28 protein-coding genes are annotated in these 22,118 nt (G+C 61.9%); 20 read left to right on the forward strand and 8 right to left on the reverse strand.

Features of this window, described 5'->3' with window-relative positions; all coding sequences use genetic code 11:
• Positions 1 to 83: 83 nt before the first annotated feature.
• Positions 84 to 791 (reverse strand): F0F1 ATP synthase subunit A, encoded by a 708-nt coding sequence (locus tag ACS3QZ_RS09675; RefSeq protein ID WP_207502920.1) that lies wholly within the window; start codon positions 789 to 791, stop codon positions 84 to 86.
• Positions 792 to 845: 54 nt separating this feature from the next.
• Positions 846 to 1,175 carry an AtpZ/AtpI family protein gene (locus ACS3QZ_RS09680; RefSeq protein ID WP_093092489.1) on the reverse strand — a complete coding sequence of 110 codons (330 nt, stop codon included), beginning with the start codon at positions 1,173 to 1,175 and terminating at the stop codon, positions 846 to 848.
• A 356-nt stretch (positions 1,176 to 1,531) separates the two neighbouring features.
• Here ACS3QZ_RS09680 and ACS3QZ_RS09685 point away from each other — a divergent pair, with 356 nt between their 5' ends.
• Positions 1,532 to 1,873 carry an ArsR/SmtB family transcription factor gene (locus tag ACS3QZ_RS09685; protein WP_456037649.1) on the forward strand — a complete coding sequence of 114 codons (342 nt, stop codon included), beginning with the start codon at positions 1,532 to 1,534 and terminating at the stop codon, positions 1,871 to 1,873.
• An 18-nt stretch (positions 1,874 to 1,891) separates the two neighbouring features.
• Here ACS3QZ_RS09685 and ACS3QZ_RS09690 read toward each other — a convergent pair whose 3' ends face one another.
• Both ACS3QZ_RS09690 and ACS3QZ_RS09695 read right to left on the reverse strand, forming a co-directional pair.
• Positions 1,892 to 2,776, reverse strand: a complete 885-nt coding sequence (locus ACS3QZ_RS09690) for a DMT family transporter (protein ID WP_456037650.1) — start codon at positions 2,774 to 2,776, stop codon at positions 1,892 to 1,894.
• On the reverse strand, positions 2,773 to 3,657 hold the full coding sequence (locus ACS3QZ_RS09695) for a LysR family transcriptional regulator (RefSeq protein ID WP_093090548.1): 885 nt from the start codon (positions 3,655 to 3,657) through the stop codon (positions 2,773 to 2,775). Before ACS3QZ_RS09695 ends, ACS3QZ_RS09690 begins: the two co-directional genes overlap by 4 nt.
• Positions 3,658 to 3,782: 125 nt before the next feature.
• Here ACS3QZ_RS09695 and ACS3QZ_RS09700 point away from each other — a divergent pair, with 125 nt between their 5' ends.
• Positions 3,783 to 4,322 (forward strand): FMN-dependent NADH-azoreductase, encoded by a 540-nt coding sequence (locus ACS3QZ_RS09700; protein ID WP_456037651.1) that lies wholly within the window; start codon positions 3,783 to 3,785, stop codon positions 4,320 to 4,322.
• 54 nt (positions 4,323 to 4,376) lie between these two features.
• On the opposite strand, the gene ACS3QZ_RS09705 is transcribed toward ACS3QZ_RS09700, so the two are convergent.
• Together ACS3QZ_RS09705 and ACS3QZ_RS09710 are read right to left on the reverse strand one after the other, a co-directional pair.
• Entirely contained in the window at positions 4,377 to 5,138 is a 762-nt protein-coding gene (locus ACS3QZ_RS09705; RefSeq protein ID WP_456037652.1) for a phytanoyl-CoA dioxygenase family protein, read from the reverse strand.
• Positions 5,139 to 5,185: 47 nt separating this feature from the next.
• On the reverse strand, positions 5,186 to 5,716 hold the full coding sequence (locus ACS3QZ_RS09710; protein WP_456037653.1) for a prolyl-tRNA synthetase associated domain-containing protein: 531 nt from the start codon (positions 5,714 to 5,716) through the stop codon (positions 5,186 to 5,188).
• A 114-nt stretch (positions 5,717 to 5,830) separates the two neighbouring features.
• On the opposite strand from ACS3QZ_RS09710, the gene ACS3QZ_RS09715 reads away from it, so the two are divergent.
• The 15 genes from ACS3QZ_RS09715 to ACS3QZ_RS09785 all read left to right on the forward strand — a co-directional run bounded on the left by ACS3QZ_RS09715 (position 5,831) and on the right by ACS3QZ_RS09785 (position 16,931).
• Positions 5,831 to 7,135, forward strand: a complete 1,305-nt coding sequence (locus tag ACS3QZ_RS09715) for an NADH:flavin oxidoreductase/NADH oxidase family protein (protein ID WP_456037654.1) — start codon at positions 5,831 to 5,833, stop codon at positions 7,133 to 7,135.
• Between the two features lie 184 nt (positions 7,136 to 7,319).
• Positions 7,320 to 8,837, forward strand: coding sequence for a signal recognition particle protein (ffh, locus tag ACS3QZ_RS09720; RefSeq protein WP_093090558.1), 1,518 nt, complete (start codon positions 7,320 to 7,322; stop codon positions 8,835 to 8,837).
• Complete coding sequence (locus ACS3QZ_RS09725) at positions 8,838 to 9,350, forward strand: GNAT family N-acetyltransferase (protein WP_456037655.1); 513 nt, start codon at positions 8,838 to 8,840, stop codon at positions 9,348 to 9,350.
• Complete coding sequence (locus tag ACS3QZ_RS09730; RefSeq protein ID WP_456037656.1) at positions 9,347 to 9,901, forward strand: GNAT family N-acetyltransferase; 555 nt, start codon at positions 9,347 to 9,349, stop codon at positions 9,899 to 9,901. The genes ACS3QZ_RS09725 and ACS3QZ_RS09730 overlap by 4 nt, the downstream gene beginning before the upstream one ends.
• On the forward strand, positions 9,901 to 10,506 hold the full coding sequence (locus ACS3QZ_RS09735; RefSeq protein WP_093090564.1) for a GNAT family N-acetyltransferase: 606 nt from the start codon (positions 9,901 to 9,903) through the stop codon (positions 10,504 to 10,506). Before ACS3QZ_RS09730 ends, ACS3QZ_RS09735 begins: the two co-directional genes overlap by 1 nt.
• Positions 10,499 to 10,795: a chorismate mutase gene (locus tag ACS3QZ_RS09740; RefSeq protein ID WP_093090566.1), complete on the forward strand. Its 297-nt coding sequence runs from the start codon at positions 10,499 to 10,501 to the stop codon at positions 10,793 to 10,795. The genes ACS3QZ_RS09735 and ACS3QZ_RS09740 overlap by 8 nt, the downstream gene beginning before the upstream one ends.
• A 70-nt stretch (positions 10,796 to 10,865) precedes the next feature.
• A complete protein-coding gene (gene rpsP / locus ACS3QZ_RS09745; RefSeq protein WP_093090568.1) occupies positions 10,866 to 11,234 on the forward strand; it encodes a 30S ribosomal protein S16 in 369 nt (122 codons plus the stop codon).
• 17 nt (positions 11,235 to 11,251) lie between these two features.
• The gene (gene bluB / locus ACS3QZ_RS09750) at positions 11,252 to 11,881 is read left to right on the forward strand and encodes a 5,6-dimethylbenzimidazole synthase (protein ID WP_456037657.1); all 630 of its coding nucleotides are present in this window, start codon (positions 11,252 to 11,254) and stop codon (positions 11,879 to 11,881) included.
• 101 nt (positions 11,882 to 11,982) lie between these two features.
• Positions 11,983 to 12,486 (forward strand): ribosome maturation factor RimM, encoded by a 504-nt coding sequence (gene rimM / locus ACS3QZ_RS09755; protein ID WP_456037658.1) that lies wholly within the window; start codon positions 11,983 to 11,985, stop codon positions 12,484 to 12,486.
• 2 nt (positions 12,487 to 12,488) lie between these two features.
• Positions 12,489 to 13,274 carry a hypothetical protein gene (locus tag ACS3QZ_RS09760; protein ID WP_456037659.1) on the forward strand — a complete coding sequence of 262 codons (786 nt, stop codon included), beginning with the start codon at positions 12,489 to 12,491 and terminating at the stop codon, positions 13,272 to 13,274.
• Complete coding sequence (locus tag ACS3QZ_RS09765; RefSeq protein WP_456037660.1) at positions 13,271 to 14,074, forward strand: hypothetical protein; 804 nt, start codon at positions 13,271 to 13,273, stop codon at positions 14,072 to 14,074. The genes ACS3QZ_RS09760 and ACS3QZ_RS09765 overlap by 4 nt, the downstream gene beginning before the upstream one ends.
• Positions 14,071 to 14,877: a hypothetical protein gene (locus tag ACS3QZ_RS09770; RefSeq protein WP_456037661.1), complete on the forward strand. Its 807-nt coding sequence runs from the start codon at positions 14,071 to 14,073 to the stop codon at positions 14,875 to 14,877. Before ACS3QZ_RS09765 ends, ACS3QZ_RS09770 begins: the two co-directional genes overlap by 4 nt.
• Positions 14,874 to 15,680 carry a tRNA (guanosine(37)-N1)-methyltransferase TrmD gene (gene trmD, locus ACS3QZ_RS09775; RefSeq protein ID WP_456037663.1) on the forward strand — a complete coding sequence of 269 codons (807 nt, stop codon included), beginning with the start codon at positions 14,874 to 14,876 and terminating at the stop codon, positions 15,678 to 15,680. Before ACS3QZ_RS09770 ends, trmD begins: the two co-directional genes overlap by 4 nt.
• Positions 15,681 to 15,760: 80 nt before the next feature.
• Entirely contained in the window at positions 15,761 to 16,516 is a 756-nt protein-coding gene (locus ACS3QZ_RS09780; RefSeq protein WP_456037664.1) for a TylF/MycF/NovP-related O-methyltransferase, read from the forward strand.
• A gap of 82 nt (positions 16,517 to 16,598) precedes the next feature.
• Complete coding sequence (locus ACS3QZ_RS09785) at positions 16,599 to 16,931, forward strand: YegP family protein (RefSeq protein ID WP_456037665.1); 333 nt, start codon at positions 16,599 to 16,601, stop codon at positions 16,929 to 16,931.
• 63 nt (positions 16,932 to 16,994) lie between these two features.
• On the opposite strand, the gene ACS3QZ_RS09790 is transcribed toward ACS3QZ_RS09785, so the two are convergent.
• Both ACS3QZ_RS09790 and ACS3QZ_RS09795 read right to left on the reverse strand, forming a co-directional pair.
• The gene (locus tag ACS3QZ_RS09790) at positions 16,995 to 18,293 is read right to left on the reverse strand and encodes an FAD-dependent oxidoreductase (RefSeq protein WP_456037666.1); all 1,299 of its coding nucleotides are present in this window, start codon (positions 18,291 to 18,293) and stop codon (positions 16,995 to 16,997) included.
• Positions 18,294 to 18,390: 97 nt separating this feature from the next.
• A complete protein-coding gene (locus ACS3QZ_RS09795) occupies positions 18,391 to 19,200 on the reverse strand; it encodes a glycoside hydrolase family 25 protein (RefSeq protein ID WP_456037667.1) in 810 nt (269 codons plus the stop codon).
• A 423-nt stretch (positions 19,201 to 19,623) separates the two neighbouring features.
• Here ACS3QZ_RS09795 and rplS point away from each other — a divergent pair, with 423 nt between their 5' ends.
• From rplS to ACS3QZ_RS09810, 3 genes are all read left to right on the forward strand, one after another.
• Entirely contained in the window at positions 19,624 to 19,998 is a 375-nt protein-coding gene (gene rplS, locus ACS3QZ_RS09800; RefSeq protein ID WP_093090588.1) for a 50S ribosomal protein L19, read from the forward strand.
• Positions 19,999 to 20,009: 11 nt separating this feature from the next.
• Positions 20,010 to 20,231, forward strand: a complete 222-nt coding sequence (gene rpmE, locus ACS3QZ_RS09805) for a 50S ribosomal protein L31 (protein WP_093090590.1) — start codon at positions 20,010 to 20,012, stop codon at positions 20,229 to 20,231.
• Positions 20,232 to 20,381: 150 nt separating this feature from the next.
• Positions 20,382 to 22,118 carry an adenylate/guanylate cyclase domain-containing protein gene (locus ACS3QZ_RS09810; protein WP_456037668.1) on the forward strand — a complete coding sequence of 579 codons (1,737 nt, stop codon included), beginning with the start codon at positions 20,382 to 20,384 and terminating at the stop codon, positions 22,116 to 22,118.

Here is a 22,118-nt window from a genome sequence, read left to right on the forward strand (position 1 = left end):
GTGTATCTCCTTACGATTGGAAGTTGGTATTCAGAGTTGAGAGTTTCGAACCTGTGTAGGGTGCATGATGCCACGCACCGCTCTTAGTGCGACGGATGCAGTGCGTCCTTCAGGTACACACAGGTCAGAATGGTAAAGACGTAGGCCTGAATGAAGGCCACCAGGACCTCGAGACCGTACATCGCGGTGATCGCGATGACCGAAACCGGGCTGACCACGGCGATGGCGGCAAAACCCGCGAACACCTTGATCACCGCGTGGCCCGCCATGACGTTGCCAGCAAGACGAATGCTGTGGCTCACGGGGCGCACGAAGTAGGAAATCAGCTCGATGATGGCGAGGATCGGGCGCAGCGCCAGCGGTGCCGACGAAACCCAGAACAGGCCAAGGAAACCAACACCATTCTTGACGAAACCCACGATGGTCACGGTCAGGAAAACCAGCAGCGCCAGAACAACGGTCACGGCGAAGTGCGAGGTGGTGGTAAAGGACATCGGGATCAGGCCAAGGAAGTTGGCGAACACGATGAACATGAACAGGGTCATGATGTAGGGGAAGAACTTGATGGCGTCCTTGCCGGCAACGTCCTCGACCATCTTGTAGATGAAGCCATAGGCCAGCTCGGCGATCGACTGAGAGCGGCTCGGGACAATGGCGCGGCTGCGCGTGCCCATGATCATCATCGCGATGATGCCCAGAACGGCGATTGCCATCCAGAGGGTCACGTTGGTGATGGTGAACAGGCCGATGTGATCGCCACCAAAAAGCGGCTTCACAATGAACTGATCCATCGGGTGGAAAACCAGACCGCCCTCTTCGGCGCCGTGTGCTTCGCTTGCCACGTCTTAGTCCCTCTCGTCTTTCGAGGCCGCTTCGGCCTCTTGTTCCTCTTGGATCTCTTTGGCGCTGCGCAGCATCGTCTTGATGCCTGCCGCGAGACCCATAAATGTAAACAGCACCATGAAGATGGGCAGGGTTCCCAGAAGGATATCCAGCCCGTATCCGATGCCGAAGCCGATCCCGAGACCGGCCACAAGCTCAATCACCATGCGCCATGCCAGGTTGGCCGCCGAATAGTGCTCATCAACGCGGGGCTTTGGGTCCTGGGCTCGCCGAGCCGCCTCGATCCGCTCTTCCAGACGCTTCATGCTGTCTTTCTGATCCGGGTCGGTCACGCGCAAATTACCCCTTGCTGACGTTGGCGCATTGCTACGGCGCAGCACGCTCTGAGTCAATGCGCAACAAAACCCACCGGACACGCTCCTTACCTGTTGTTTTTATTGCGTTTTATTTTAAGCCCAGCAGAACGGGCGATTCCGTCGCAGGCGGTTTGACCGGGGTTTGCGCTCACATTCCTTATTCAACGATCTGGTTGAATTTGGCAGGGGCGTATTCTGGAACAGATGGATCCCGCTTTCTTCCCCACCCGTCATCGCGGCATCTCTCTCTTGGCCGATCAGCTTGTCAGACGGTTCACGCGCGACCGGGACACCACGCTTGACCGCCCCGCCCCATCCGGTTACGCGAAACTGTGACCAATACAACCGCTCTTGATACCGTCTTTGCCGCGCTGGCCGATCCGACCCGGCGCGCGATCCTGTCAATGTTGCTCGAAGATGACATGGCCGTGACGGACGTGGCCGAGCCTTTCGACATTTCGCTCGCGGCAATTTCCAAGCACCTGATGATCCTGACCCGTGCCGGTCTGATCTCTCAGGAAAAGCGTGGCCGGGTGAAATGGTGCAAGCTGGAACCGGACGCCCTGCGCGCGGCCAGCGTCTGGATGCAGGGTTTTGGCCAGTTCGAGCCGGTTAATCTCGACGCCTTCGAAAAATTCCTCGAACAGGAATTGCGCGACCCGCCCGAGGGATAACCTCGCGCACGGGCCCCGTCACCCATGTTCATTCCTGAGCAGCATCACCAAGGCCACAATGGTCATCGCCACCCCGACCAGCACAAGCATGTTCGGCGCCCCATGTCCCAGCGCGATCTCCCACACCGCAACCCAGCTTGGCACGAGATAGGTATAGGCCATCACCTTGGCGCTCGGAAGTTGCAGTGTCGCGAACTGCAACAACACAAATGTCGCCGCGCTGGCAAACAGCGCCAAATACACCACCGTGATCCAAACGATTCCCGGCAATCTTGCCCAGTCGGTCGCCCGAATGTCGCCCCAGCCATAAACCGTCAAGACGAATAGCCCGGCCAGCAACATGCCAAAGGTGAATACCACCGGTGCCTCGCCCCGGTTCAGCTTGCGCACCATCGGCGTATAGGCCGCATGCGCCACGCAGCCCCAGAAATAGTAGATTTCCCCCTGCCCCACGCGAAACTGCAACAGCGCGTTCAGGTCGGCGCGAAAGATCACCCAGACCGCCCCGACCGCTCCGATTGCCAGTGCAATCGCCATGCGTTTCGTGGTGATCTGGCGCAGCAAAACCCAACCGAACCCCGCCGACATCAGCGGGGTTAACGTGAAGACGGCCGCCGTGCTTACCGGGGCGGCCGTCTTCAGGCCTTCGAACATCAATACGAAATAGGTGGCAAACAACCCGCCCAGCACCAGATAGCGCCACGGTGCCCGAAAGGCGCTCCGCGGGATGCCCCTGGTCGCCCAGGCCAGCACCCCGATCACCAAGGCCGCGATCAGGAACCGCACCGCGTTGAGCGCGGCAGGCGCGATCTCATTCGCCGCCAGCGATCCAAGAGAAAACGACCCGGCCACAAGCGCCGAGAAACACAACATGGCCAGATGGCCGCGGGCAATCAGGCTCATACGGTACCGGGCCATTCCTTCGCGGCGGCCTTCAGGAATTTCAGGAATGCCTGGACCTTGGCCGTGCGATGCAGATCAACATGAGTGACAAGCCGTATGCGAATGGCCCAGTCATCCCGCGCCGGGTGCACCAATTTCAGCTCGGGCAGTTGTTCCGCCGCCCAAAGCCCCATGAACCCCAACCCGACGCCGCCCCGGATTGCGGCTGCAATCGCACGGTCCGAATTGGTGCGGAATACGACGTTGTTGCGCGGGATATGCTCCTTCATCCACTGATTGAACGGGGCCCGGTTGTCGATATTGTCATGCCCGATGAACCTGTGCGCGGCCAAGTCGGCCTCGGTTTCCGGCAGCCCGTGTCGCTCGATGTAACTGTCGCTGGCAAACAGGCCGACTTTCATACCGGTCAGCGCCTGTTCCACGTTGTCGGGTTGCTCGGGCTGTGACCCCGCACGGATCGCCACATGCGCCTCACCATACTCAAGCCGGAACACCCGCTCATCCGTCAGGAACCGCACCATCAGGTCCGGGTGCGCCACCTGGAAAGCGGCCACCACCGGCGTGACCAACGCGGCAAGCCCGCCCAGCGACGTGATGACAAGTTCGCCCGAAACATCCGCGCCGCGCCCCTTGATCCGCCCTTCCAGGTGATTGAACTGATCGTCCGTGGCCTGCGCCACCCGCATCAGGTCCTCTCCGGCCTCGGTCGCAGTGTATCCGCGCGCATGACGCTGGAACAGCTTGACCCCCAACCGGGTTTCCAAGGCATCGATGTGGCGAATAACCGTCGCGTGGTGCACGCCCAGCACCTCAGCCGCCCCGCTTACCGTACCTTGCCGTGCTACCTGAAATGCTGTCCGCACCTCGTCCCAATTGTCCATTCGCACGTCCCTCTCGATGAATTGTGCATTTTCCAACAAGACATGCGCAATTATTCCAATTGTGTGTGAATTTGCAACTCCCCAAATGAGGACAAGAGCAAACACCACTCCAAGGAGCCTGATCCATGACCACTCTTCTCCATATCGACGCCTCTGCACGCTTCGCAGATTCTGCTTCGCGCCAGGCATCGGCCCGTATCGTGGCCGAACAGAACGCCGACACCGTTATCCGCCGCGATCTTGCCGAGGGGGTCCCGTTTCTGGACGAAACCTTCACCGTCGCAACCTTCACCCCGGCGGAAAACCGCACCCCGGAACAGGCCGCGGCGCTGGCCTTGTCCGACGAACTGGTGGCCGAGCTTCAGGCCGCCGACACGATCGTCATCGGCACCGCCATGTACAATTTCTCGCTCCCGGCGGTGCTCAAGGCATGGGTCGACCAGATCGCCCGCGCTGGCGTGACTTTTGCCTATACCGAGACCGGCCCCAAGGGTCTTTTGACGGGCAAAAGGGCCATTGTGACCATCGCGACCGGCGGCACGCCACTGGGCTCCGACTTCGACCATGCTTCGAACTACCTGCGATTCATCCTCGGATTTGTCGGCATTACCGACGTGACCATCCTCGACAAGGAAGGTCGGACTCTCGACCAGATCGCCGCCTGATCCCCGCGCGCATCCAAGCGACCAAGGGCGCCCCGGCCGGGCGCCCTTTTCGTATTACACCCTGTATGCGTAGTCCCCGTCCGGATCGCGTTCGATATCTGGAGGGAAGTTCGCGTGCTTGTCTGCATAGTAACGCGCCCTCTGATCCCCGTCTGACATCCTGCCATAGGTCAGGTACATCGCCCGTCGCGCCGCGTTCGTGTGGTTCGGCCCGGACCGGTGCGGCGCAAAACTGTCAAAGAAAAGCGCGTCTCCCGGCTGCGCATAGCACGGCTCCCATGTTGCGCCCGCCACATGCGCTTCGTTCAGCGGCGCCCACATGTCCCCGAGCAGCCCCCTGTCATGATACCCGGGCACAATCTCAAGCGCCCCGTTTTCCGCCGTCTGCGCATCAATCGCAACCAGTACCGAGATGTGCAGATTCCCGTACGTATCCCACCCCGCCTGCATGTCCTGATGCGGCTCGAACCCACCTGCGCCCGGTTTCTTGAAGTTGATCTTGTCCTTGAACAGAACCGCCTCTTCGCCGAACAACTGCCCACAGGCACCCAGCAGGCGCGCATCTGCCACCAACCCCGCAAGCCCCGCGTGATGGGGCGCAAAATTCTCGACCCGGTTCAGCAACCGGTCGCCCTCGGCCGTGGTCTCGAAATACTTCCAGACATCCCCCACCCGGTCAGGCCGCGCTTCGAGCTCCGCAACCCAGTCGGTGATCCGAGCAACCTCGTCACCGGAAAACAGCCCCGGCACATAAAGGTATCCCTGCGCCCGGAACGCCCGCACCTGTGCCTCGCTCAGCCTATACCGTTCCGCCATTGCTCCCCCCTGTGTCACTCACATCAAAAGAACGCCACCAATCGAAATCACTCCACCCATTCCGGTTCTACGCCGATCTGTTCGAAGAACCGCATCACGTCGCCCCGGGACAACGCGATTGTACGATCATTGACCAGCGGATGCATATAGACCCGATCCGCCTCGTGAAACGCGCTGTCCATGAAGAAACGCACGCCTTTTTTCGCCCCGTTGATCATCGCCAGCGGCGTGACCGCGCCGGGCCGCACGCCCAAAAATTCAAACAGCCGGTCTGCCGACCCGAAAGACAGGTTGCCCACCCCCAACGCCGCCCCCAGCGCCTTGAGATCAATCTCGCGATCCTGCTCCAGCGTGACAAGGTAATTTCTCTTCTTCTTGTCCCGCAGATAGAGGTTCTTGATCCGGAGCGCCGCCTCGCCGGGCACCGTCATTGCCGCCTCGACCGACTTGGCCTCTTCCACCGTGCGCAGCGGCGGGTGTTCGTGCAAATCATATGGCAATCCCCACGCCGTCAGCCGCTCCAAAAGAGCATCCGAGCTGATGGGCAACGCGTCCTCAGCCTTCAATGGTGCCTCCATCTTCCAACTCCATGGCCTAGCTTTTGCGCCTTTCTGCCCGCTCCCCCATGGCGACACAAGCCGTCCCACGACAAAACCCTGTGCGCGCCCAAGACCCGCTGCTAGACTGGCGTAATGTCTGACACCCCTCTGTCCCAACCCCTCACCCTGCCCTGTGGCGCGACCCTCTCCAACCGTTTTGGCAAAAGCGCCATGACCGAAGCCATGGCTGACAAGCGCGACGCCCCGACGCAAAAGCACACCACGCTTTACCGGCGCTGGGCGCGCGGCGCGATGGGGCTGCAGATCACCGGCAACGTGATGATCGACCGCCGCTACCTTGAACGCCCCGGCAATATCGTGGTCGAGGATGAACGCGATCTGGCGGCCCTGAACAAATGGGCCACCGCCGCAAAATCCGATGATACACAGGTCTGGGTGCAGATTAGCCATCCGGGTCGGCAATGTCCCATGGTAGTCAACGCCCGCCCGCTTTCTCCTTCGGATGAGAAACTGAAAATGCTTGGCCTGTTTGCCAAGCCACGCGCCATGAGTGCTGACGACATCGCCGACGCAATCCGCCGCTACGCCGAAACCGCACGCATCCTGCAAAAGGCTGGGTTCGACGGTGTGCAGGTGCATGGCGCGCATGGCTATCTCGTGAGCCAGTTTCTCTCGCCCATCACCAACAGGCGCAGCGACGATTGGGGCGGCAGTCTTGAAAACCGCGCCCGCTTCCTGCGCAGCATCATTGCCGCGGTTCGCACCGCGGTCGGCCCCACCTTCCCGATCGGGGTCAAGCTCAACTCGGCGGATTTCCAGAAAGGCGGCTTCACCCTTGAAGAATGCAAACAGGTGGCCCGCTGGTTACAGGAGGACGGCATCGACCTCTTGGAAATCTCCGGCGGTACCTATGAGGAAATGAGCTTTGCCACCGCCACCCCCGAGGCCACGCAACGCGACAGCACCAGGGCGCGCGAGGCGTTCTTTCTCGACTATGCCCGCGAGATCCGCGCCGAAGTCACGCTGCCCCTCATGGTCACCGGCGGTTTTCGCAGCCGCGCCGCGATGGAACAGGCCCTGACCGAAGACGGCATCGACATGATCGGACTGGCCCGCCCGCTCTGTGTTCATCCCGACGGCGCGACGAATCTGATCTCAGGCAAGACCGCACAGATTGGCATCAACGAAGATGACCTGACCCTTGGACGCGGCGCGTGGGGGATCAACGCAAAGAACTGGCTGATCAACCTCGTGAACACTGTGGCGCGCGTGGAGTATTATGTCTGGCAGATGGACCGCATGGCCGCCGGGAAAGAGCCTTCGCCCCGCACCAGCAAAAGCGCGCTCATGCTGATGCTGGGCTATCTCGGCAAAAGCACGCTGCGTGCCCTGCGCCGCAAACCCTATGCACGGGCATCAAACCCCAACAGCGCTTGACTCTGCCCCCCTCCCGTCCTAAACGGCGCAGCAACTCCGGGAGTCTGTCAAGCTTCCGGTCCCATGGCCTTTGGCCGGGATCGCCCCCCGTCAGCGCGTCGCGCCCACGGGGGACATTGGCGTTTGAGCGGTTCGTGCTTAAGTTCGGGCCAAGTTGGAAACGGTGAGAAGGAGCCGGTGAGCGATGTTTGAAAATCTAAGCGAACGCCTGTCCGGTGTCTTTGACCGCCTGACCAAACAAGGCGCGCTCTCCGAAGACGACGTGAAAACCGCCCTGCGCGAAGTGCGCGTTGCCCTCTTGGAGGCCGACGTCTCGCTCCCGGTTGCGCGCGACTTCGTCAAAGCGGTTCAGGAAAAAGCCACTGGCCAGGCCGTCACCAAATCGGTCACCCCCGGTCAGCAGGTCGTCAAGATCGTGCATGACGAACTCAAGCATGTTCTTCAGGGCGACAACGAGGAGCCCGGCGAACTCAAGATCGACAACCCGCCCGCCCCGATCCTGATGGTCGGTCTGCAGGGCTCGGGTAAAACCACCACCACCGGTAAACTCGCCAAGCGCCTGACCGACAAGAACGGCAAGCGCGTGCTGATGGCCAGCCTCGACATCTACCGCCCCGCTGCCATGCAGCAGCTTGCCGTGCTGGGCCAGCAGATCGGCGTCGACACCCTGCCCATCGTACCCGGCGAAACCGCCGTTCAGATTGCCAAGCGCGCCAAACAACAGGCGACACTCGGCGGCTATGACGTCTACATGCTCGACACCGCCGGTCGTCTGCAGATCGACGAAGTCCTCATGAAAGAGGTCGAAGACGTGCGCGACGCGGTGAACCCGCGCGAAACGCTGCTCGTCGTCGATGGCTTGACCGGTCAGGTCGCCGTCGAGGTGGCCGAGGAATTCGACGGCAAGATCGGCATCTCCGGTGTCGTCCTGACCCGGATGGATGGTGACGGACGCGGCGGTGCCGCGCTCTCGATGCGCGCTGTCACCGGCAAGCCGATCAAATTCGTCGGTCTGGGCGAAAAGATGGACGCGCTCGAAACCTTCGAGCCGGACCGGATCGCGGGCCGTATCCTTGGCATGGGCGACATCGTAGCCCTTGTCGAAAAGGCACAGGAAACCATCGAGGCCGAACAGGCCGAACGCATGATGAAACGGTTCCAGAAGGGCCGCTTCAACATGAACGACATGAAAATGCAGCTCGAACAGATGCAGAAGATGGGCGGCATGGAAGGCCTGATGGGCATGATGCCCGGCATGGCGAAGATGGCCAAGAACGTGCAGGACGCGGGTTTTGACGACAAGATGATCGTGCGCCAGATCGCCATGATCCAGTCGATGACCAAGATGGAACGCGCCAACCCCCAGATCCTTCAGGCCTCCCGCAAGAAGCGCATCGCCAAGGGCTCCGGCATGGAGGTGTCCGACCTCAACAAGCTCTTGAAGATGCAGCGTCAGATGTCGGACATGATGAAAAAGATGGGCAAGATGGGTAAGGGCAAGATGCTCAAGTCCGCGCTTGGCGAGATGTTCGGCAAAGGCGGCCCCTCCCCCGAGGAAATGGCCGCTGGCATGGACCCGAAACAGATGGAGGCCGCGGCCAAGGCCCTTGGCGGCAAGGGCGGCTTGCCCGGCGGCCTACCCGGGTTGGGCGGCATGGGCGGCCTGCCCCCCGGTCTCTCCGGCTTTGGGAAGAAAAAGTAAATGACCGTCGCCTCGGTCATAACCACGCCGCGTCTGCGGCTGCGCCGGCCCGAGCCTTCGGACCTACCGGCATACACGGCCTATTACATGGGGCCGCGCAGCCATTTTGTACGTGGTCCTTATACCAAGGCGCAGTGTTTCGAAAAATTCGCCACCGTTCTCGGTCATTGGCAGATCCGCGGCTTTGGTCGTTATACCATCACGCTTGAGGATCGCCCGATCGGCCATGTCGGCCCCTTGATGATTGAGGGCGACAAGGCGCCCGAACTCACATGGACCCTCTGGGACGGCACGCATGAAGGCAACGGTTACGCAACCGAAGCCGCCGCCGCCGTGCGCGACCACCTCCTTGGCGAAGCGGGTTGGTCCCTGCTGGAAATCCTTGTGCAGCCCGACAATGCCGCATCGCTCGCCGTGGCCCGCAAGCTTGGCGCCGTGCTGACCGATCAGGATGCACCCGACTGGTATCCCGGTTGCCTAACGTTCCTCCTGACTGCGGAGCCGATGCAATGACCGTCACTTCATTCTCGATTCCCACGCTGGAAACCGAACGGCTGATCCTGCGCGCACTCTGCGAAGACGATATCGCCTTCGAGAAAGCGTTCCTCGCCAGCGATGACGCCCGCTTTGTCGGCGGCCCGATGCCGCCGCACCGCGCGTGGCGCTCGATTGCGATGGTGATCGGCCACTGGGCCTTGCGCGGCTTTGGCTTCTGGGCGCTCGAGGAAAAGAAAACCGGCCAGTACATGGGGCGTGTCGGCCTCTGGTATCCCGACGGCTGGCTCGAGCGTGAAATCGGCTGGACGCTGATGCCGCACGCATGGGGAAAGGGCTTTGCCACCGAAGCCGCGATTGCATCGCGCGCTTTTGCCTATGACGTGCTTGGCTGGGACACGGCAATTTCGCAGATCGCCCCCGAAAACGAAGGCTCCAAGGCCGTGGCGCGACGGGTTGGCGCGTCTTTCGAAAAACACCACGAAGACCCGGAATACGGCACGATCGAGATCTGGCGCCACCTTGGCCCGGACGCCCTGATCAATGGCGGCATGGAGGCGTATGCATAATGGCAACCAAGAACATCCCCGTCCTTGAAACAAAGCGTCTGGTCTTGCGCGGCCCCGAGGCCGAGGACTACGCCGCCTTTAAGGCCACCTTCGCCTCCTACCGCTCCCGCTTCATGGGCGGCCCTCTGAACCCTTATGAAACATGGATGCTTTATGCGGCCGAAATCGGCCACTGGAACATTCGCGGCTATGGCATGTGGATGATCCACGACAAGGTGACGGATGAAACCTATGGCATGGCCGGTGGCTGGAAACCCGCCGCATGGCCCGAGGCCGAACTGGCCTGGATCATCTGGCCCGACAAGGCCGGTCAGGGTTATGCGCTCGAAGCCACCCATGCGGCGCGCAAGTACTTCTATAACCAGCTCGGCTGGGAGGGCGCGGTGTCCTATCTCGACCCCAAGAACCTCGACTCGATCCGCCTCGCCGAACGGCTTGGCGCGGTCAAGGACAAGGAAGCCCCCTCGGTCGATGGCAACGACGTGGTCTATCGCCACCCCTCTGCCGCCAAGTTGGCGGACAGCCAGATCAACCACGGCATCGAAATGGAAATCAGCCACTATGCCGACCCGATGTTCAAACCGAAAGGATACGCCCTTGACTGACGCCGTGACCCGCGCCGCCGAGGTGCTCAAGGAACATCGTGAAAGCATCGACCGTCTGGACGCGATCCTCGTCTACACGCTGGGCGAGCGTTTCAAGCACACGCAGGCTGTCGGGAAACTGAAAGCCGAACACGACCTTCCCCCGTCCGATCCCAACCGCGAAGCGGCCCAGATCGCGCGGCTCGAAGCATTGGCGCAAGAGGCCGATCTCGACCCCGAATTCGCCAAGAAATTTCTGAACTTCATCATCGCTGAAGTCATTCAGCACCACAAACAACACCAAACGTAGGGTGCGTGCACTGCACGCACCGCACACCAAATCGCACCATCGGTGCACTGCCATTCAAAGGAGAAACCCCATGGCTATGAAAATTCGTCTCGCCCGCGGCGGCTCGAAAAAACGTCCCTTCTACCGCGTTGTCGCGGCCGACAGCCGCATGCCGCGCGATGGCCGTTTCATCGAGAAACTGGGCACCTACAACCCGCTCCTGCCCAAAGACAGCGAAGAGCGCGTGAAACTGGACATGGAACGCGTTCAGTACTGGCTCGACCAGGGCGCCCAGCCGACCGACCGTGTGGCCCGCTTCCTTGAAGCCTCTGGCACCCTGACCAAGACCGAGCGCAACAACCCCAAGAAGGGTGAGCCCGGCCAGAAAGCCAAGGACCGCGCTGAAGAGAAAGCCGCCAAGGCAGCAGCAGCGACCGAAGAAGCCGCCGCCGAGGAATAAGAAGGACATTCCCGGAAATGACCGACTTCTCGCAGCATTTCCGGGACGATCTTTCCCGGTTGATGACGTGGCGCCGCGACGTGCGCCACTTCCGCACCGATCCGGTGGACGAGGCACTCCTGACGGAGTGCCTCGACGCGTTTCTGATGGCCCCCTCGGTGGGGCTGAGCGAACCCTGGCGTGTGATCCGCGTCGAAAGCGACGCGGCACGCACCGCCGCGCTCGACAATTTTCGCACCGCCAATGCCACCGCCCTCAAGGGCTATTCCGGTGAAAAGGCCGCGCTCTATGCCGGACTGAAGCTCACCGGCATGGAAAACGCTCCGGTGCAGCTTGCCATCTTTTGCGATGAAACCACCCCCAAGGGCGCTGGCCTCGGCGCTGCCACCATGCCCGAAACCCGCCGCTACTCGGTGGTGGGGGCCATCACCCAATTCTGGCTTCTCGCCCGCGCAAACGGTCTGGGTGTCGGCTGGGTCTCGATCCTTGATCCCGACCGCCTCAGCCGGGATCTGGACGCACCAACCGACTGGTCGCTGGTCGCCTATCTCTGCGTCGGCTGGCCCGAGGTGCATTCCGACACGCCGGAACTGGTGCAAGTCGGCTGGGAAGCGCGCCGCGCCGCCCTTCCCGTGACCACCCGCTAAGCCCTTTCATTGTTCCATAAATACTCATTTGCCCCGCCCGCCCCTTGCACACGACCAGCGGATCAAGGACAAATGACCCCACGAATTCCGGGAGACATGAGATGACGGAACTGGTCTGTGTCGGCGCCATCTCGGGCGCCTATGGCGTGCGCGGCGAAGTCCGCCTCAAGAGCTTCACCGCCGAGGCCGAGGCAATCGTCGATTATGCGCCCCTGCAAACCGAAGACGGCGCTTTTGCCTTTGATGTCACCCTGACCCGCCCGATCAAGAACGGGCTGGCCGTACGACTCTCGGGCATCGCCACCAAGGAACAGGCCGACGCGCTCAAGGGCGTGCGCCTTTTCGTGCCGCGCGATCGTCTGCCGAGCCTGCCGGATGACGAGTATTACTACGCCGATCTCATAGGGCTCGAAGTGCGCGACACCGGCGGCACCGTGCTGGGCCGCGTGAAGTCGGTGCAGAACCACGGCTCGACCGACCTTCTGGAAATCCACGGCCCCGGATTGAATTCCACCGTGCTCCTGCCCTTCACCCATGCCGCCGTACCAACCGTAGACATCGCCTCGGGCCGTATCATCGCAGACCCGCCCGAGGGCCTGTTCTGAACATGGGGCCGGGCCGTTTCACGCCCCTTGGCATCGCGCTTTTCGCGCTCCCGCTTTATGGCGGCCCGGTCCTCGCCGGTCTGAGCCATGGCTCGCCCGCAACCTTCCCGGCCTTTGTGGCCGCCTTCCTTTTCTACATCGTCGCGACGCGCAAACCGCCCCTCAAGTCACCACAGGACGGTCTCGCCCTGTTTTTCATGGCGCTGGTGCAGTGCGTGCTGGTCGCGGCCTGCATGGGCCTCGGTCTTGCGCTCTCGCGCCTCACCGGACCGCTTGCCATTCCCCTGCCCGTGCCGGTTCTCCTCACCGTTGGCGCCAGCCTCTGGGGCGCATGGCGCTATTGCAACGCCTCCGAAATAGACGCCACGCTCGATCAGGCCCTGAATGCCATCGAGTCGCCCGGCACCTTTCTGAACGCCTCGGACGACGCCCTCACCAACGAGATCGCCGCCCTTCTCGACCAGGTCGAAGCCCTGCCCGCAACGCCCGACGCCCTTCGCGACATCGAAGAAACCTGCGCCGCCCATCCTGCCCCGATCGACCTTGCCGACGCCCTCCTGCAACGCGCCGATCACAGCGACGCCTACCTGCTTCTGGCCTTGCGCCTCTACGCCCGGACCGAGATGGCGACAGACATCCTGTCAACCGCCGATCTCGGCGATCTGCTGGACGAGGCCGCCGACGTCGCCACGCCCCATATCGCCCGCGCCGCGCTTGAACTTGAAACCCGCTTTCCGGGCTATTTCAGCGAGGAAACCCGTGCCGAACTGGCCAAGGTGGCGGAATGAAGCAAATCCTCGTCCATGCAGGATTTCACAAGACCGGCACGACGAGCGTGCAGAAAATGCTGGTGCACAACCGCAAGACCCTGCGCCGCAAGCTCCAGATTTTCACCCGCCGCAACATGGTTGGCCCCTGCGAGGCCGCCCGCGCCTATTCGATCCGCCGCACCGAGGCCGATCTTATGGCTTTCTGCTCCGAACTCGCTGCCAGTTTTGCCAAGATCGACCCGACCGATCCCCGCGCCGTCCTGATCAGCTCCGAAGACCTCTCGGGTCACATGCCCGGCCGCTTTGGTCTGGCCCGCTATGACGCCGCCCCCGCGCTGATGCGCGCGCTCTGCGACACGGCGCAACAGGCGTTTGATGCTCCTGTATCCCTCAGCTTCTTCTTCTCCACCCGCGCACCCGAGGCATGGCTGCGCTCCTGTCACGCCCAACACCTGCGCGCGATCCGCATGACGGATGATCTCGACAGCTACGCCACGCAATACGCGGCCTCTGCCGATCTCGACGCCATCGTGAGCGCGGTCCGCACCGCCGTCGCGCCGCACCGGGTCCACAGCGCCCCCCTCGAAGACCTCACCGATGATCCGCTCGGGCCGCTGGGTATCCTGTTTGATACGCTCGACATCCCCCCGCGCCTGCGCCAACAGCTCGACATCCTGCCCTCGGCCAACCTCTCGCCCCCCGATGCGCTCTTGGCCGACTATCTCGCCACCAACCGCTCCGACCTTGACGATGCCACCGTCGCGCAAACCAAGATCGCCGCCCGGCGCGCATGGCTCAACGCGGACAAAACCCCATGACCCGCCCCCTCATCCTGCACGCCGGGTTCCACAAGACCGGCACATCCAGCCTGCAACAGACGCTCAAGGCCAATCGCCGCGCGATCAAGACCCATTGCAACCTCGTCCTGAAATTCCGCCTCAAGGAGTTGCTGCACGCCACCCGGGGCTATTCGACTTGGCGCGATCCCCTGTCGCTGGCCAAGCTTGCCCACCGCGCCGACACATGGCTGGCGGATCAGCCCGACTACATGCATCGCGGCCTCATCGCCTCGGCCGAAGAATTCGCAGGCCACATGCCCGGGCGCGAAGGTATCGACGATTACAGCGCTGCACTTGACCTCCTCCCGGAACTGGTCGCCGCCTTCCATCGCCGCCATCGCGCGCCGGACTTGCACCTCGTCTTCAGCACCCGCAGCGCCGAAAGCTGGCTCACCAGTGCCTATTGGGAACACGTGAAATCCTCGTCCATGACGATGGACCTTTCGGACTTCCAGACCCGTTATGCCAAGGCCGCCGATTTCGCCCCCCTACTTGATCAGCTGGCGGAAAAAATCGCCCCCGTCCCCCTGCACCGCATCGCGCTTGAGGACTGGCGCGATCATCCGCTCGGCCTCGCCGCGCCGCTTTTGTCCCTTGTCGGCATGGACGCCGAAGCCCAATCCACACTCACCCCGATCCCCCCGGTCAACACCCGCCTGCCGGACGCGCTTTTGCAGGAATTGCTGGACCTCAACCGCAATATCAGCGACAGGGAGACCCGCAAGACGGCCAAGCAACGCCTGATCGCAGAATACGAACAGCAAACCGGACAGAACCCGTGAGCGATACGCCCAAAACTCCCAAGTCACATGGCCGCAAGGCCATTTCCGTTTCGCTGAAACCGCGCGAATTGATGACCCACAATCCCCGCCTTGCCGGAATCTGGACCGCGCGGATCATCACCCTCTTTCCCGATGCATTTCCCGGCGTACTGGGCGAAAGCCTGACCGGCAAGGCGCTCAAGGACGGCAAGTGGCAGCTTGAAACGACCGACCTGCGCCACTTTGGCGTTGGCAAGCACCGCAATGTCGACGACACGCCCGCAGGCGGCGGCGCGGGCATGGTGCTGCGCCCGGACGTGCTGGGCAACGCCATTGAACACACCATGCAGGGCGCGCGCGGTGTTTGGCCGCTTGTGTATCTCTCGCCCCGCGGTCGCCGCTTCGATCAGAAAATGGCCCGCGCCTGGAGCGAAGCGGACGGAGTGACAATGCTTTGCGGACGGTTCGAAGGGGTCGATCAGCGGGTGCTGGATCACTATGGCATCATGGAAGTGTCGCTCGGAGACTTCGTGCTGACGGGTGGCGAAATCGCCGCGCAGGCCATGATCGACGCCACCGTGCGGCTTTTACCTTCGGTGCTTGGCAATGCCGAAAGCATTGAAGACGAAAGCCACTCCAACGGCCTTCTGGAACACCCGCAATACACCCGCCCCGCCGAATGGAAGGGCTGCGCCATACCCGATGTGCTTATGTCCGGGCATCACGGCAACATCGAAAAATGGCGCCGCGAGATGGCCGAAGCCCTGACCCGCCATCGCCGCCCCGACATGTGGCGGGCCTATCGCAAAGACGGCAAAGATTGACACGCCAAGCATGAGTTGCAGAATTGCGGGGCTCGCTGCGCGCATCCTGTGCGTTGCCGCGCCTCGAAAGGAAGCATCCCATGTTCTATGGCAACTTCGAAGGCGAGAACAAAGCCCGTTTTCAGGAGGCTTTGAAAACCCTCGGCGAACTCTGCGGGCCGATGTTTGCCGGCGACAACCTGATCGGCCTGCAACGCGCCGCCGGATTTCGCGAGGACAAACGGTTCATCGACGCTCTCCGGCGCAACGCGGAATCGAACCAGGACCTCTCGATTGCGTGGCGTATTCACACCCTGGTCTGGGCCGCGCGCCGCGCGCTGCACCTGCCCGGCGATTTTGTCGAATGTGGCGTCTGGAAGGGGTTCAGCTCTTCGGTGATTGCCGACTACCTGGCGTTCGAAACGGTCGACAAACAACTGTACCTCTATGACACGTTCTCGGGGATCCCTTCGGAACTGAACTCCGAAAACCGTTCGAACGAAATCTATGAAAAGGAAACCGGGAACGACCCCGATGCCCTTTACAACCACGTCATCCGTCGGTTTTCCAGATATCCGAACGTCCGCGTCGTACGGGGCATCGTCCCCGACACCTTCAAGACCGATTGCCCGGATCAGATTTCCCTGCTGCTGATCGACATGAACTCCGCCGCCTCGGAAATCGCGGCGCTTGATGCGCTTTTTGACAAGGTGGTTTCCGGGGGGCTGATCATATTCGACGACTACGGATGGACCGGATATGCGGCTCAGCGCCATGCCGAAAACGCATTCATGGAAGCGCGCCAACACAGCATTCTCGAAATCCCGACGGGCCAGGGTCTCGTGATCAAGCAATAGGCGCTGCCAATTTCCTTTTGCAGTCACCCTTGCTTTGGTGGTTAACTCCCCCCAAGCACACGTAACTAGGGAGATTTGGGCAGTGGCTGGAAAATTTGAACTCTACACCGACAAGGCGGGTGAATTCCGCTTCCGCCTCAAGGCAGGCAACGGCGAAATCATCCTTGCCAGCGAAGGCTACAAACAGAAAGCCAGCGCCGAGAACGGCATCGCGTCGGTGCAGAAGAACGCCCCCGAGGACGCGCGCTATGAGCGCAAGGAAACCAAGTCGGGCAAGCATATGTTCAACCTCAAGGCCACCAACGGCCAGGTGATCGGCACCTCGGAAAGCTACGAAAGCACTTCGGGCCGAGACAATGGCATCGAGTCCGTCAAGAAAAACGCGCCCGATGCGCGCGTCGAAGACCTGACCTGATCAGATGACATCATGCCGGTCCGCAAGAAAGCGGTCCGGCATCCTCCCCCTTTCGCAAATGACCTACAGGGCGGCCCCGCCGATCCCGCGCACGCCCTGCGCTTGCAGGTTTGCGACCAGTTCCAAATGATCCACCTCCTGTATCGGCGCCCGGTCCCGCAAAGCCAGCGCCGCCGCCGTGCCCGTGGCCTGCCCCATGGCCATGCATTGCGGCATCCCCCGCACCGAGGCAAAGGCGACCGGGTCCGCGCAGATGATCCGCCCCGCAAACATCAGGTTCCCGATGTCGCGCGGCACCAGCGACCGGAACGGGATGGTGTAATAGGCCCCCTGCCCGACAATCGCGTCATGGGTCATCCGCGCCCCCCGCATGACATCGTCCACCGGGTTATCGCAGCAGACAATCCCGTCCTCGAACTGTGTAGCCGCCGCAAGGTCTGCCCCGGTGACGCGGTACATCCCCTCCAACCGGTGCGTCTCGCGCACACCGACAGTGGGACCAAGATACATCATCCGCGCAGCCTCGAACCCCGGCACATCCGCGCGTAGGAATTCCGCCAGTTGCCTGCAGCGCCGCCGCCCTTCCTGAGTCGCCGCCGCCACGGCGCGCGCATCGGTCCCGTCCACGCCCCGGATCACCACCGAATTGCAGAACACCGTGTCACGATGGAAGCCCTTCATCATGTAGAGCTGTGCCAAGTCCGGGTGCAGGCGCCCTTGCGCAATGCCCATGGCCGCGTAACGCGTGAAATAGGGATCGTCCTCGGAAAATACCCGGTCCCAGTCGGCCCCCACCATATGAAAACTCAGCGTCACCCCCATCAGGTTGCCGCTGTCATCTCCCAGCGTATAGGGCACCCCGGCTCGCGCCGAAATGTCCCCATCCCCAGAGCAATCAATCACCATGCCCGCCTCGATAAGATGCGCGCCATGCCGGTCAAACACCTCGACCGCCGCCACCCGATTGCCCGCCATGTGCGGAGCCAACGCGGTGGTGTTGAGATGCACCTGCACCCCTGCCTCTTCGAGCATCTCGAACATGGTCAAGGTGGCAAGATCGTGATCATAGAGAATCTCCGGACCAAAATTCGCCAGAGTGCAGGGCCGCTTCTCCGCCGCGACAGGCGTCATCGCAAACAGCCGCCCCGCCAGCTCTTCCATGATGCCGCCAATGATCCTGTCGTTGGGATAGGCCGCACCCCATGGCATCCCCGGACAAAAGGCCATGACCCCGCCCACCTTGCCCGTCGCTTCGATCAGCCGAACATCCAGCCCCTGCCGCGCGGCCGCCACCGCCGCACCAAACCCGGCAGTGCCACCCCCCACGACCAGCACATCCGCTGTCCACGCGCGTTCAGACATGCAGCTCCCTCCTGTTCACCCCGTTTCACAATGGGTATCTGAAACCATTGAGAAACAGGATGCACGTCTGCTCTGCGCGGTCCAGAAAAACCGCCGATCAGGAGGCGCCTGCGATCCACTGTCCGAAGCCTTCCGGCGAGCCACGGAACACGTTGATGTCCACCTCGCCCTCGATCCCGGGAATGAGGCCGGTGCCGGTATATTGCCAGAACGTCCAATAGGCGCCGGGATAGACCTTTTGCGGGTGCCCTGCCACCGAACGCAGCCAAAACTCGGTCCGACTCAATTTGCCGATATTCGTGTCGCGCCAGAAATCCACCGTCGTGTAGAGTACCGGACGCCGTCCGTAATGCGCCTCCAGCATATTGAGAAACACCCGCGCCTCCGACCAGACCTCGCGCTCCGAGGGGCGCCGTTTGCAGGTGCGCGACCGCGGGTTCCATTCCATGTCGAGCACATGCGGCAGGTCGGCGCCCTTGGGGACGTGCTTGATGAACCAGCGCGCCTGCTCCTCGGGTTTTCGGCAGAAATAGTAGTAGTGATACGCGCCCCAGGGCACCCCGGCGGCCTTGGCCCCGCGCATGTGTTCACGGAATTTCGGGTCGGCGACGTCGCCGCCTTCGGTAGCTTTGATAAAGGCGAAACTCACCCCTGATCGCTTGGCCTTCTTCCAGTCGATCGCCCCCTGCCAGCGCGAAATGTCGATGCCGTGGATCGGATAGCTGGTCGGCGCGCGCCCGTCCCATTCATGCGGATCGCCGTCCCCGAACCGGGGATAGGTACGGAACTGTTCCACCGGATACGAGGCCACCACGGGCGCCGCCTTGTGCGGCGGAGGTTCCGGTGCCCGGCGTCCACAAGCGGTCAGGGATACGGCCAGAAAACACAGAAACAAACCAATACGCATGAAAACTCTCTTGTCCAAAACACCCAAAACAGGCCCAAACAATTCCAAACCCTGCCCCCCATAGACTCCGTCAGCCGCCCATTTTGCAACAACCGGATGTCCCCGTCCCGGAAAATTGCGCGGAATCCGGCGTGCGGCATGAATTTCGCCGCCCAAATCGACTCCGCCCTTGATCGCAGGGCGCAAACTGCGTAAACGACCCCCTGTTCGGAATCGCTTTCGCGGCTCCGGGCGTGTTGGCTATTGCAGGCATCGCCTTTCGGGCTTCTTCGTCCGATCTTGGCGTGCAGGATGCCAAGCGAACAAGAAAAGACGACCTGATCTCTGGCGGGCGCATCCACGCGGACCCGGAAGAAGACCAAGAGCTCCTCAGGCGCATACATCTTCGTGGACCAAACCACGAGCAAGTTAGGAGAAGGTCAGATGGATCTGATCGCACAAATCGAGGCGGAACAGATTGCCGCCCTGGGGAAAGACATCCCCGATTTCAAAGCTGGCGACACCATTCGCGTCGGCTTCAAGGTGACCGAAGGTACGCGCACCCGTGTGCAGAACTACGAAGGCGTCTGCATCAGCCGTAAAAACGGTTCGGGCATTGCCGGCTCGTTCACCGTTCGCAAGATTTCCTTTGGCGAAGGCGTGGAGCGTGTGTTCCCGCTGCACTCGACCAACATCGACAGCATCACCGTCGTGCGTCGTGGCCGTGTCCGTCGCGCCAAGCTGTACTACCTGCGCGCGCGTCGTGGTAAATCGGCCCGTATCGCGGAAGATACCAACTACAAGCCCAAGCAAGCGTAAGGAGTGGTCTCATGAAAAAAGACACCCATCCCGACTACCACTTCATCGACGTCAAAATGACCGACGGCACCATCATCAAGATGCGCTCGACCTACGGCAACGAAGGCGACACGCTGGCTCTGGACGTTGACCCCTCCGTGCACCCCGCATGGAACGGCGGTTCCACCCGTCTGATGGACGCCGGCGGCCGCGTTTCGAAGTTCAAAAAGAAATACGAAGGTCTGGGCTTCTAAAGCACCTGTCCATTTCGATTTCGAAAACGCCGCTCCCCCGGGGGCGGCGTTTTTCTTTCCCCCAAAGCCCCGCACGTTGTCCCTGCATTCTCCTTTGCGATTCCACCAACCCGTGCCACTCTGGCCGGACACAATTTTGGGAACTGCAAAATGCAGCGCAAACTCGCCGCCATTCTCGCCATCGACGTCGTCGGGTTTTCCCGGCTGATGGCGCGCGACGAAGACGCCACCGTCGCCGCTCTTGGCCGGAACCTGCGCAGCGTGTTCAAACCGGCAGTGAAGGCCAATGGCGGGCGGATCGTCAAACTCCTCGGCGACGGCGCACTGGTTGAGTTTCCCAGTATTACCAACGCCACCGAATGCGCCCTCGCACTTCAGAGCACCCCACCAGAAACCGTCCCCGGCCTCGATGCCCCCCTGACCTTCCGCATCGGCCTCAATATCGGGGATATCATCCAACAAGGCGAAGACATCTTCGGGGACGGCGTCAACATCGCTGCACGTCTCGAAGCACTGGCCCCCGAAGGCGGCATCGCATTATCCGCCAGCGCCCATGCCCACCTCGCCCCCCATCTGGCCGAGCGCTTTGCCGATACCGGCCCGCAACCCCTCAAGAACATCCCTGCCCCCGTCACCGTTTTGACATGGACCCCCGATCATCCCACCCCGCGCCCCTCGCAAGACGCCGAGAAATTCAAGAAAGCCTCCATTGTGGTGCTTGCCTTTGACAACATGTCCGGCGACCCGGATCAGGAGTTCTTTTCCGACGGCATCTCCGAGGACATCATCACCGAGCTGTCGCATTTTCGCGAATTCTTCGTCATCGCCCGCAACACAAGCTTTACCTACAAGGGCACACCTGTCCGGGCCGAGGACGTCTGCGCCGAGCTTGGCGTGCGCTATCTGCTCGAAGGATCGGTGCGCAAGGCCGGCAACCGGATACGTGTCACCGCGCAGCTCATCGAAGGCGCCACAGGTGCCCATCTCTGGGCCGGGCGGTTTGACCGCGACCTTGACGACATCTTCACCGTTCAAGACGAAATCACCCAAGCCATCGTCGCCGCCGTCGCCCCAGAGGCACTCAACGCCGAAACCCACCGCTCCCGCAACAAGGCAGAAACCGAAACCAACGCGTGGGAGAAAATCCTGCTGGGCCGCTGGCATATCGGGCATCTGAGCGAGGACAGCATCGCCAAGGCTCAGACCTTTGCCAAAGATGCAATCGCGCTTGATCCGCGCCTTTCGGATGCCCATGCCATCCTTGCGCTGGCCAAGCTGCACGCCATGTTGCACCTCTGGCGGCGCGACACCAAGGCGGCGATTGCCGAAGCGATCCGCCACGGACAAGACGCCGTAAAGGCCGATGAATCCGACGCCACCGCCCACAGCATTCTGGGCATGGCCTATATGTTCGGGCGCGACTACGACAAGGCGCCTCTACACCTCAACCGGGCGCTGCGGCTTAATCCGAACCTCTCCAACGCCCACGGTGTTCTGGCCGCCTATCACGGCGTCAGCCGCGATTATGGTGCGGCCCGCGCAAGCGCTGAACGCGCCACAACCCTCAGCCCGCGCGATCCCTATCGCGCCTTCTGGTATGGTGGCCACGGCATCGCCGCCTATCTCGACGAGAATTACGAACGCTGTATCGAGGTCTGCACCGAGGTACTGGCCGAATTTCCCAACTATGCCTCTGCCCTGCGCCAACTGGCCGCAGCACAGGCCATGAACGGTCAGAGCGAAGCCGCGCAAGCCACCATGCAACGCCTGCTGGCGCTCATGCCCGGCCTGACCGTCTCCATGGTGCGCGACATCGTTCCGATCCGCTACCCGGACGATCACGAACGCTGGCTCGAAGGGCTGCGCCGTGCCGGGATGCCCGAGTAG

Source organism: Shimia sp. W99, assembly GCF_053851455.3.

Bases quoted from the DNA above. Each gene is read 5' to 3' on its own strand.
- ACS3QZ_RS09695 (WP_093090548.1), bottom strand. From the start codon at position 3,657: ATGGACAATTGGGACGAGGTGCGGACAGCATTTCAGGTAGCACGGCAA.
- ACS3QZ_RS09780 (WP_456037664.1), top strand. From the start codon at position 15,761: ATGTTCTATGGCAACTTCGAAGGCGAGAACAAAGCCCGTTTTCAGGAG.
- ACS3QZ_RS09795 (WP_456037667.1), bottom strand. From the start codon at position 19,200: ATGCGTATTGGTTTGTTTCTGTGTTTTCTGGCCGTATCCCTGACCGCT.
- ACS3QZ_RS09735 (WP_093090564.1), top strand. From the start codon at position 9,901: ATGGCAACCAAGAACATCCCCGTCCTTGAAACAAAGCGTCTGGTCTTG.
- ACS3QZ_RS09730 (WP_456037656.1), top strand. From the start codon at position 9,347: ATGACCGTCACTTCATTCTCGATTCCCACGCTGGAAACCGAACGGCTG.
- ACS3QZ_RS09790 (WP_456037666.1), bottom strand. From the start codon at position 18,293: ATGTCTGAACGCGCGTGGACAGCGGATGTGCTGGTCGTGGGGGGTGGC.
- ACS3QZ_RS09710 (WP_456037653.1), bottom strand. From the start codon at position 5,716: ATGGAGGCACCATTGAAGGCTGAGGACGCGTTGCCCATCAGCTCGGAT.
- ACS3QZ_RS09725 (WP_456037655.1), top strand. From the start codon at position 8,838: ATGACCGTCGCCTCGGTCATAACCACGCCGCGTCTGCGGCTGCGCCGG.
- rpsP (WP_093090568.1), top strand. From the start codon at position 10,866: ATGGCTATGAAAATTCGTCTCGCCCGCGGCGGCTCGAAAAAACGTCCC.
- rimM (WP_456037658.1), top strand. From the start codon at position 11,983: ATGACGGAACTGGTCTGTGTCGGCGCCATCTCGGGCGCCTATGGCGTG.
- ACS3QZ_RS09760 (WP_456037659.1), top strand. From the start codon at position 12,489: ATGGGGCCGGGCCGTTTCACGCCCCTTGGCATCGCGCTTTTCGCGCTC.
- ACS3QZ_RS09690 (WP_456037650.1), bottom strand. From the start codon at position 2,776: ATGAGCCTGATTGCCCGCGGCCATCTGGCCATGTTGTGTTTCTCGGCG.
- ACS3QZ_RS09700 (WP_456037651.1), top strand. From the start codon at position 3,783: ATGACCACTCTTCTCCATATCGACGCCTCTGCACGCTTCGCAGATTCT.
- rpmE (WP_093090590.1), top strand. From the start codon at position 20,010: ATGAAAAAAGACACCCATCCCGACTACCACTTCATCGACGTCAAAATG.
- ACS3QZ_RS09765 (WP_456037660.1), top strand. From the start codon at position 13,271: ATGAAGCAAATCCTCGTCCATGCAGGATTTCACAAGACCGGCACGACG.
- bluB (WP_456037657.1), top strand. From the start codon at position 11,252: ATGACCGACTTCTCGCAGCATTTCCGGGACGATCTTTCCCGGTTGATG.
- ACS3QZ_RS09810 (WP_456037668.1), top strand. From the start codon at position 20,382: ATGCAGCGCAAACTCGCCGCCATTCTCGCCATCGACGTCGTCGGGTTT.
- ACS3QZ_RS09705 (WP_456037652.1), bottom strand. From the start codon at position 5,138: ATGGCGGAACGGTATAGGCTGAGCGAGGCACAGGTGCGGGCGTTCCGG.
- ACS3QZ_RS09675 (WP_207502920.1), bottom strand. From the start codon at position 791: ATGGATCAGTTCATTGTGAAGCCGCTTTTTGGTGGCGATCACATCGGC.
- ffh (WP_093090558.1), top strand. From the start codon at position 7,320: ATGTTTGAAAATCTAAGCGAACGCCTGTCCGGTGTCTTTGACCGCCTG.
- ACS3QZ_RS09770 (WP_456037661.1), top strand. From the start codon at position 14,071: ATGACCCGCCCCCTCATCCTGCACGCCGGGTTCCACAAGACCGGCACA.
- ACS3QZ_RS09715 (WP_456037654.1), top strand. From the start codon at position 5,831: ATGTCTGACACCCCTCTGTCCCAACCCCTCACCCTGCCCTGTGGCGCG.
- rplS (WP_093090588.1), top strand. From the start codon at position 19,624: ATGGATCTGATCGCACAAATCGAGGCGGAACAGATTGCCGCCCTGGGG.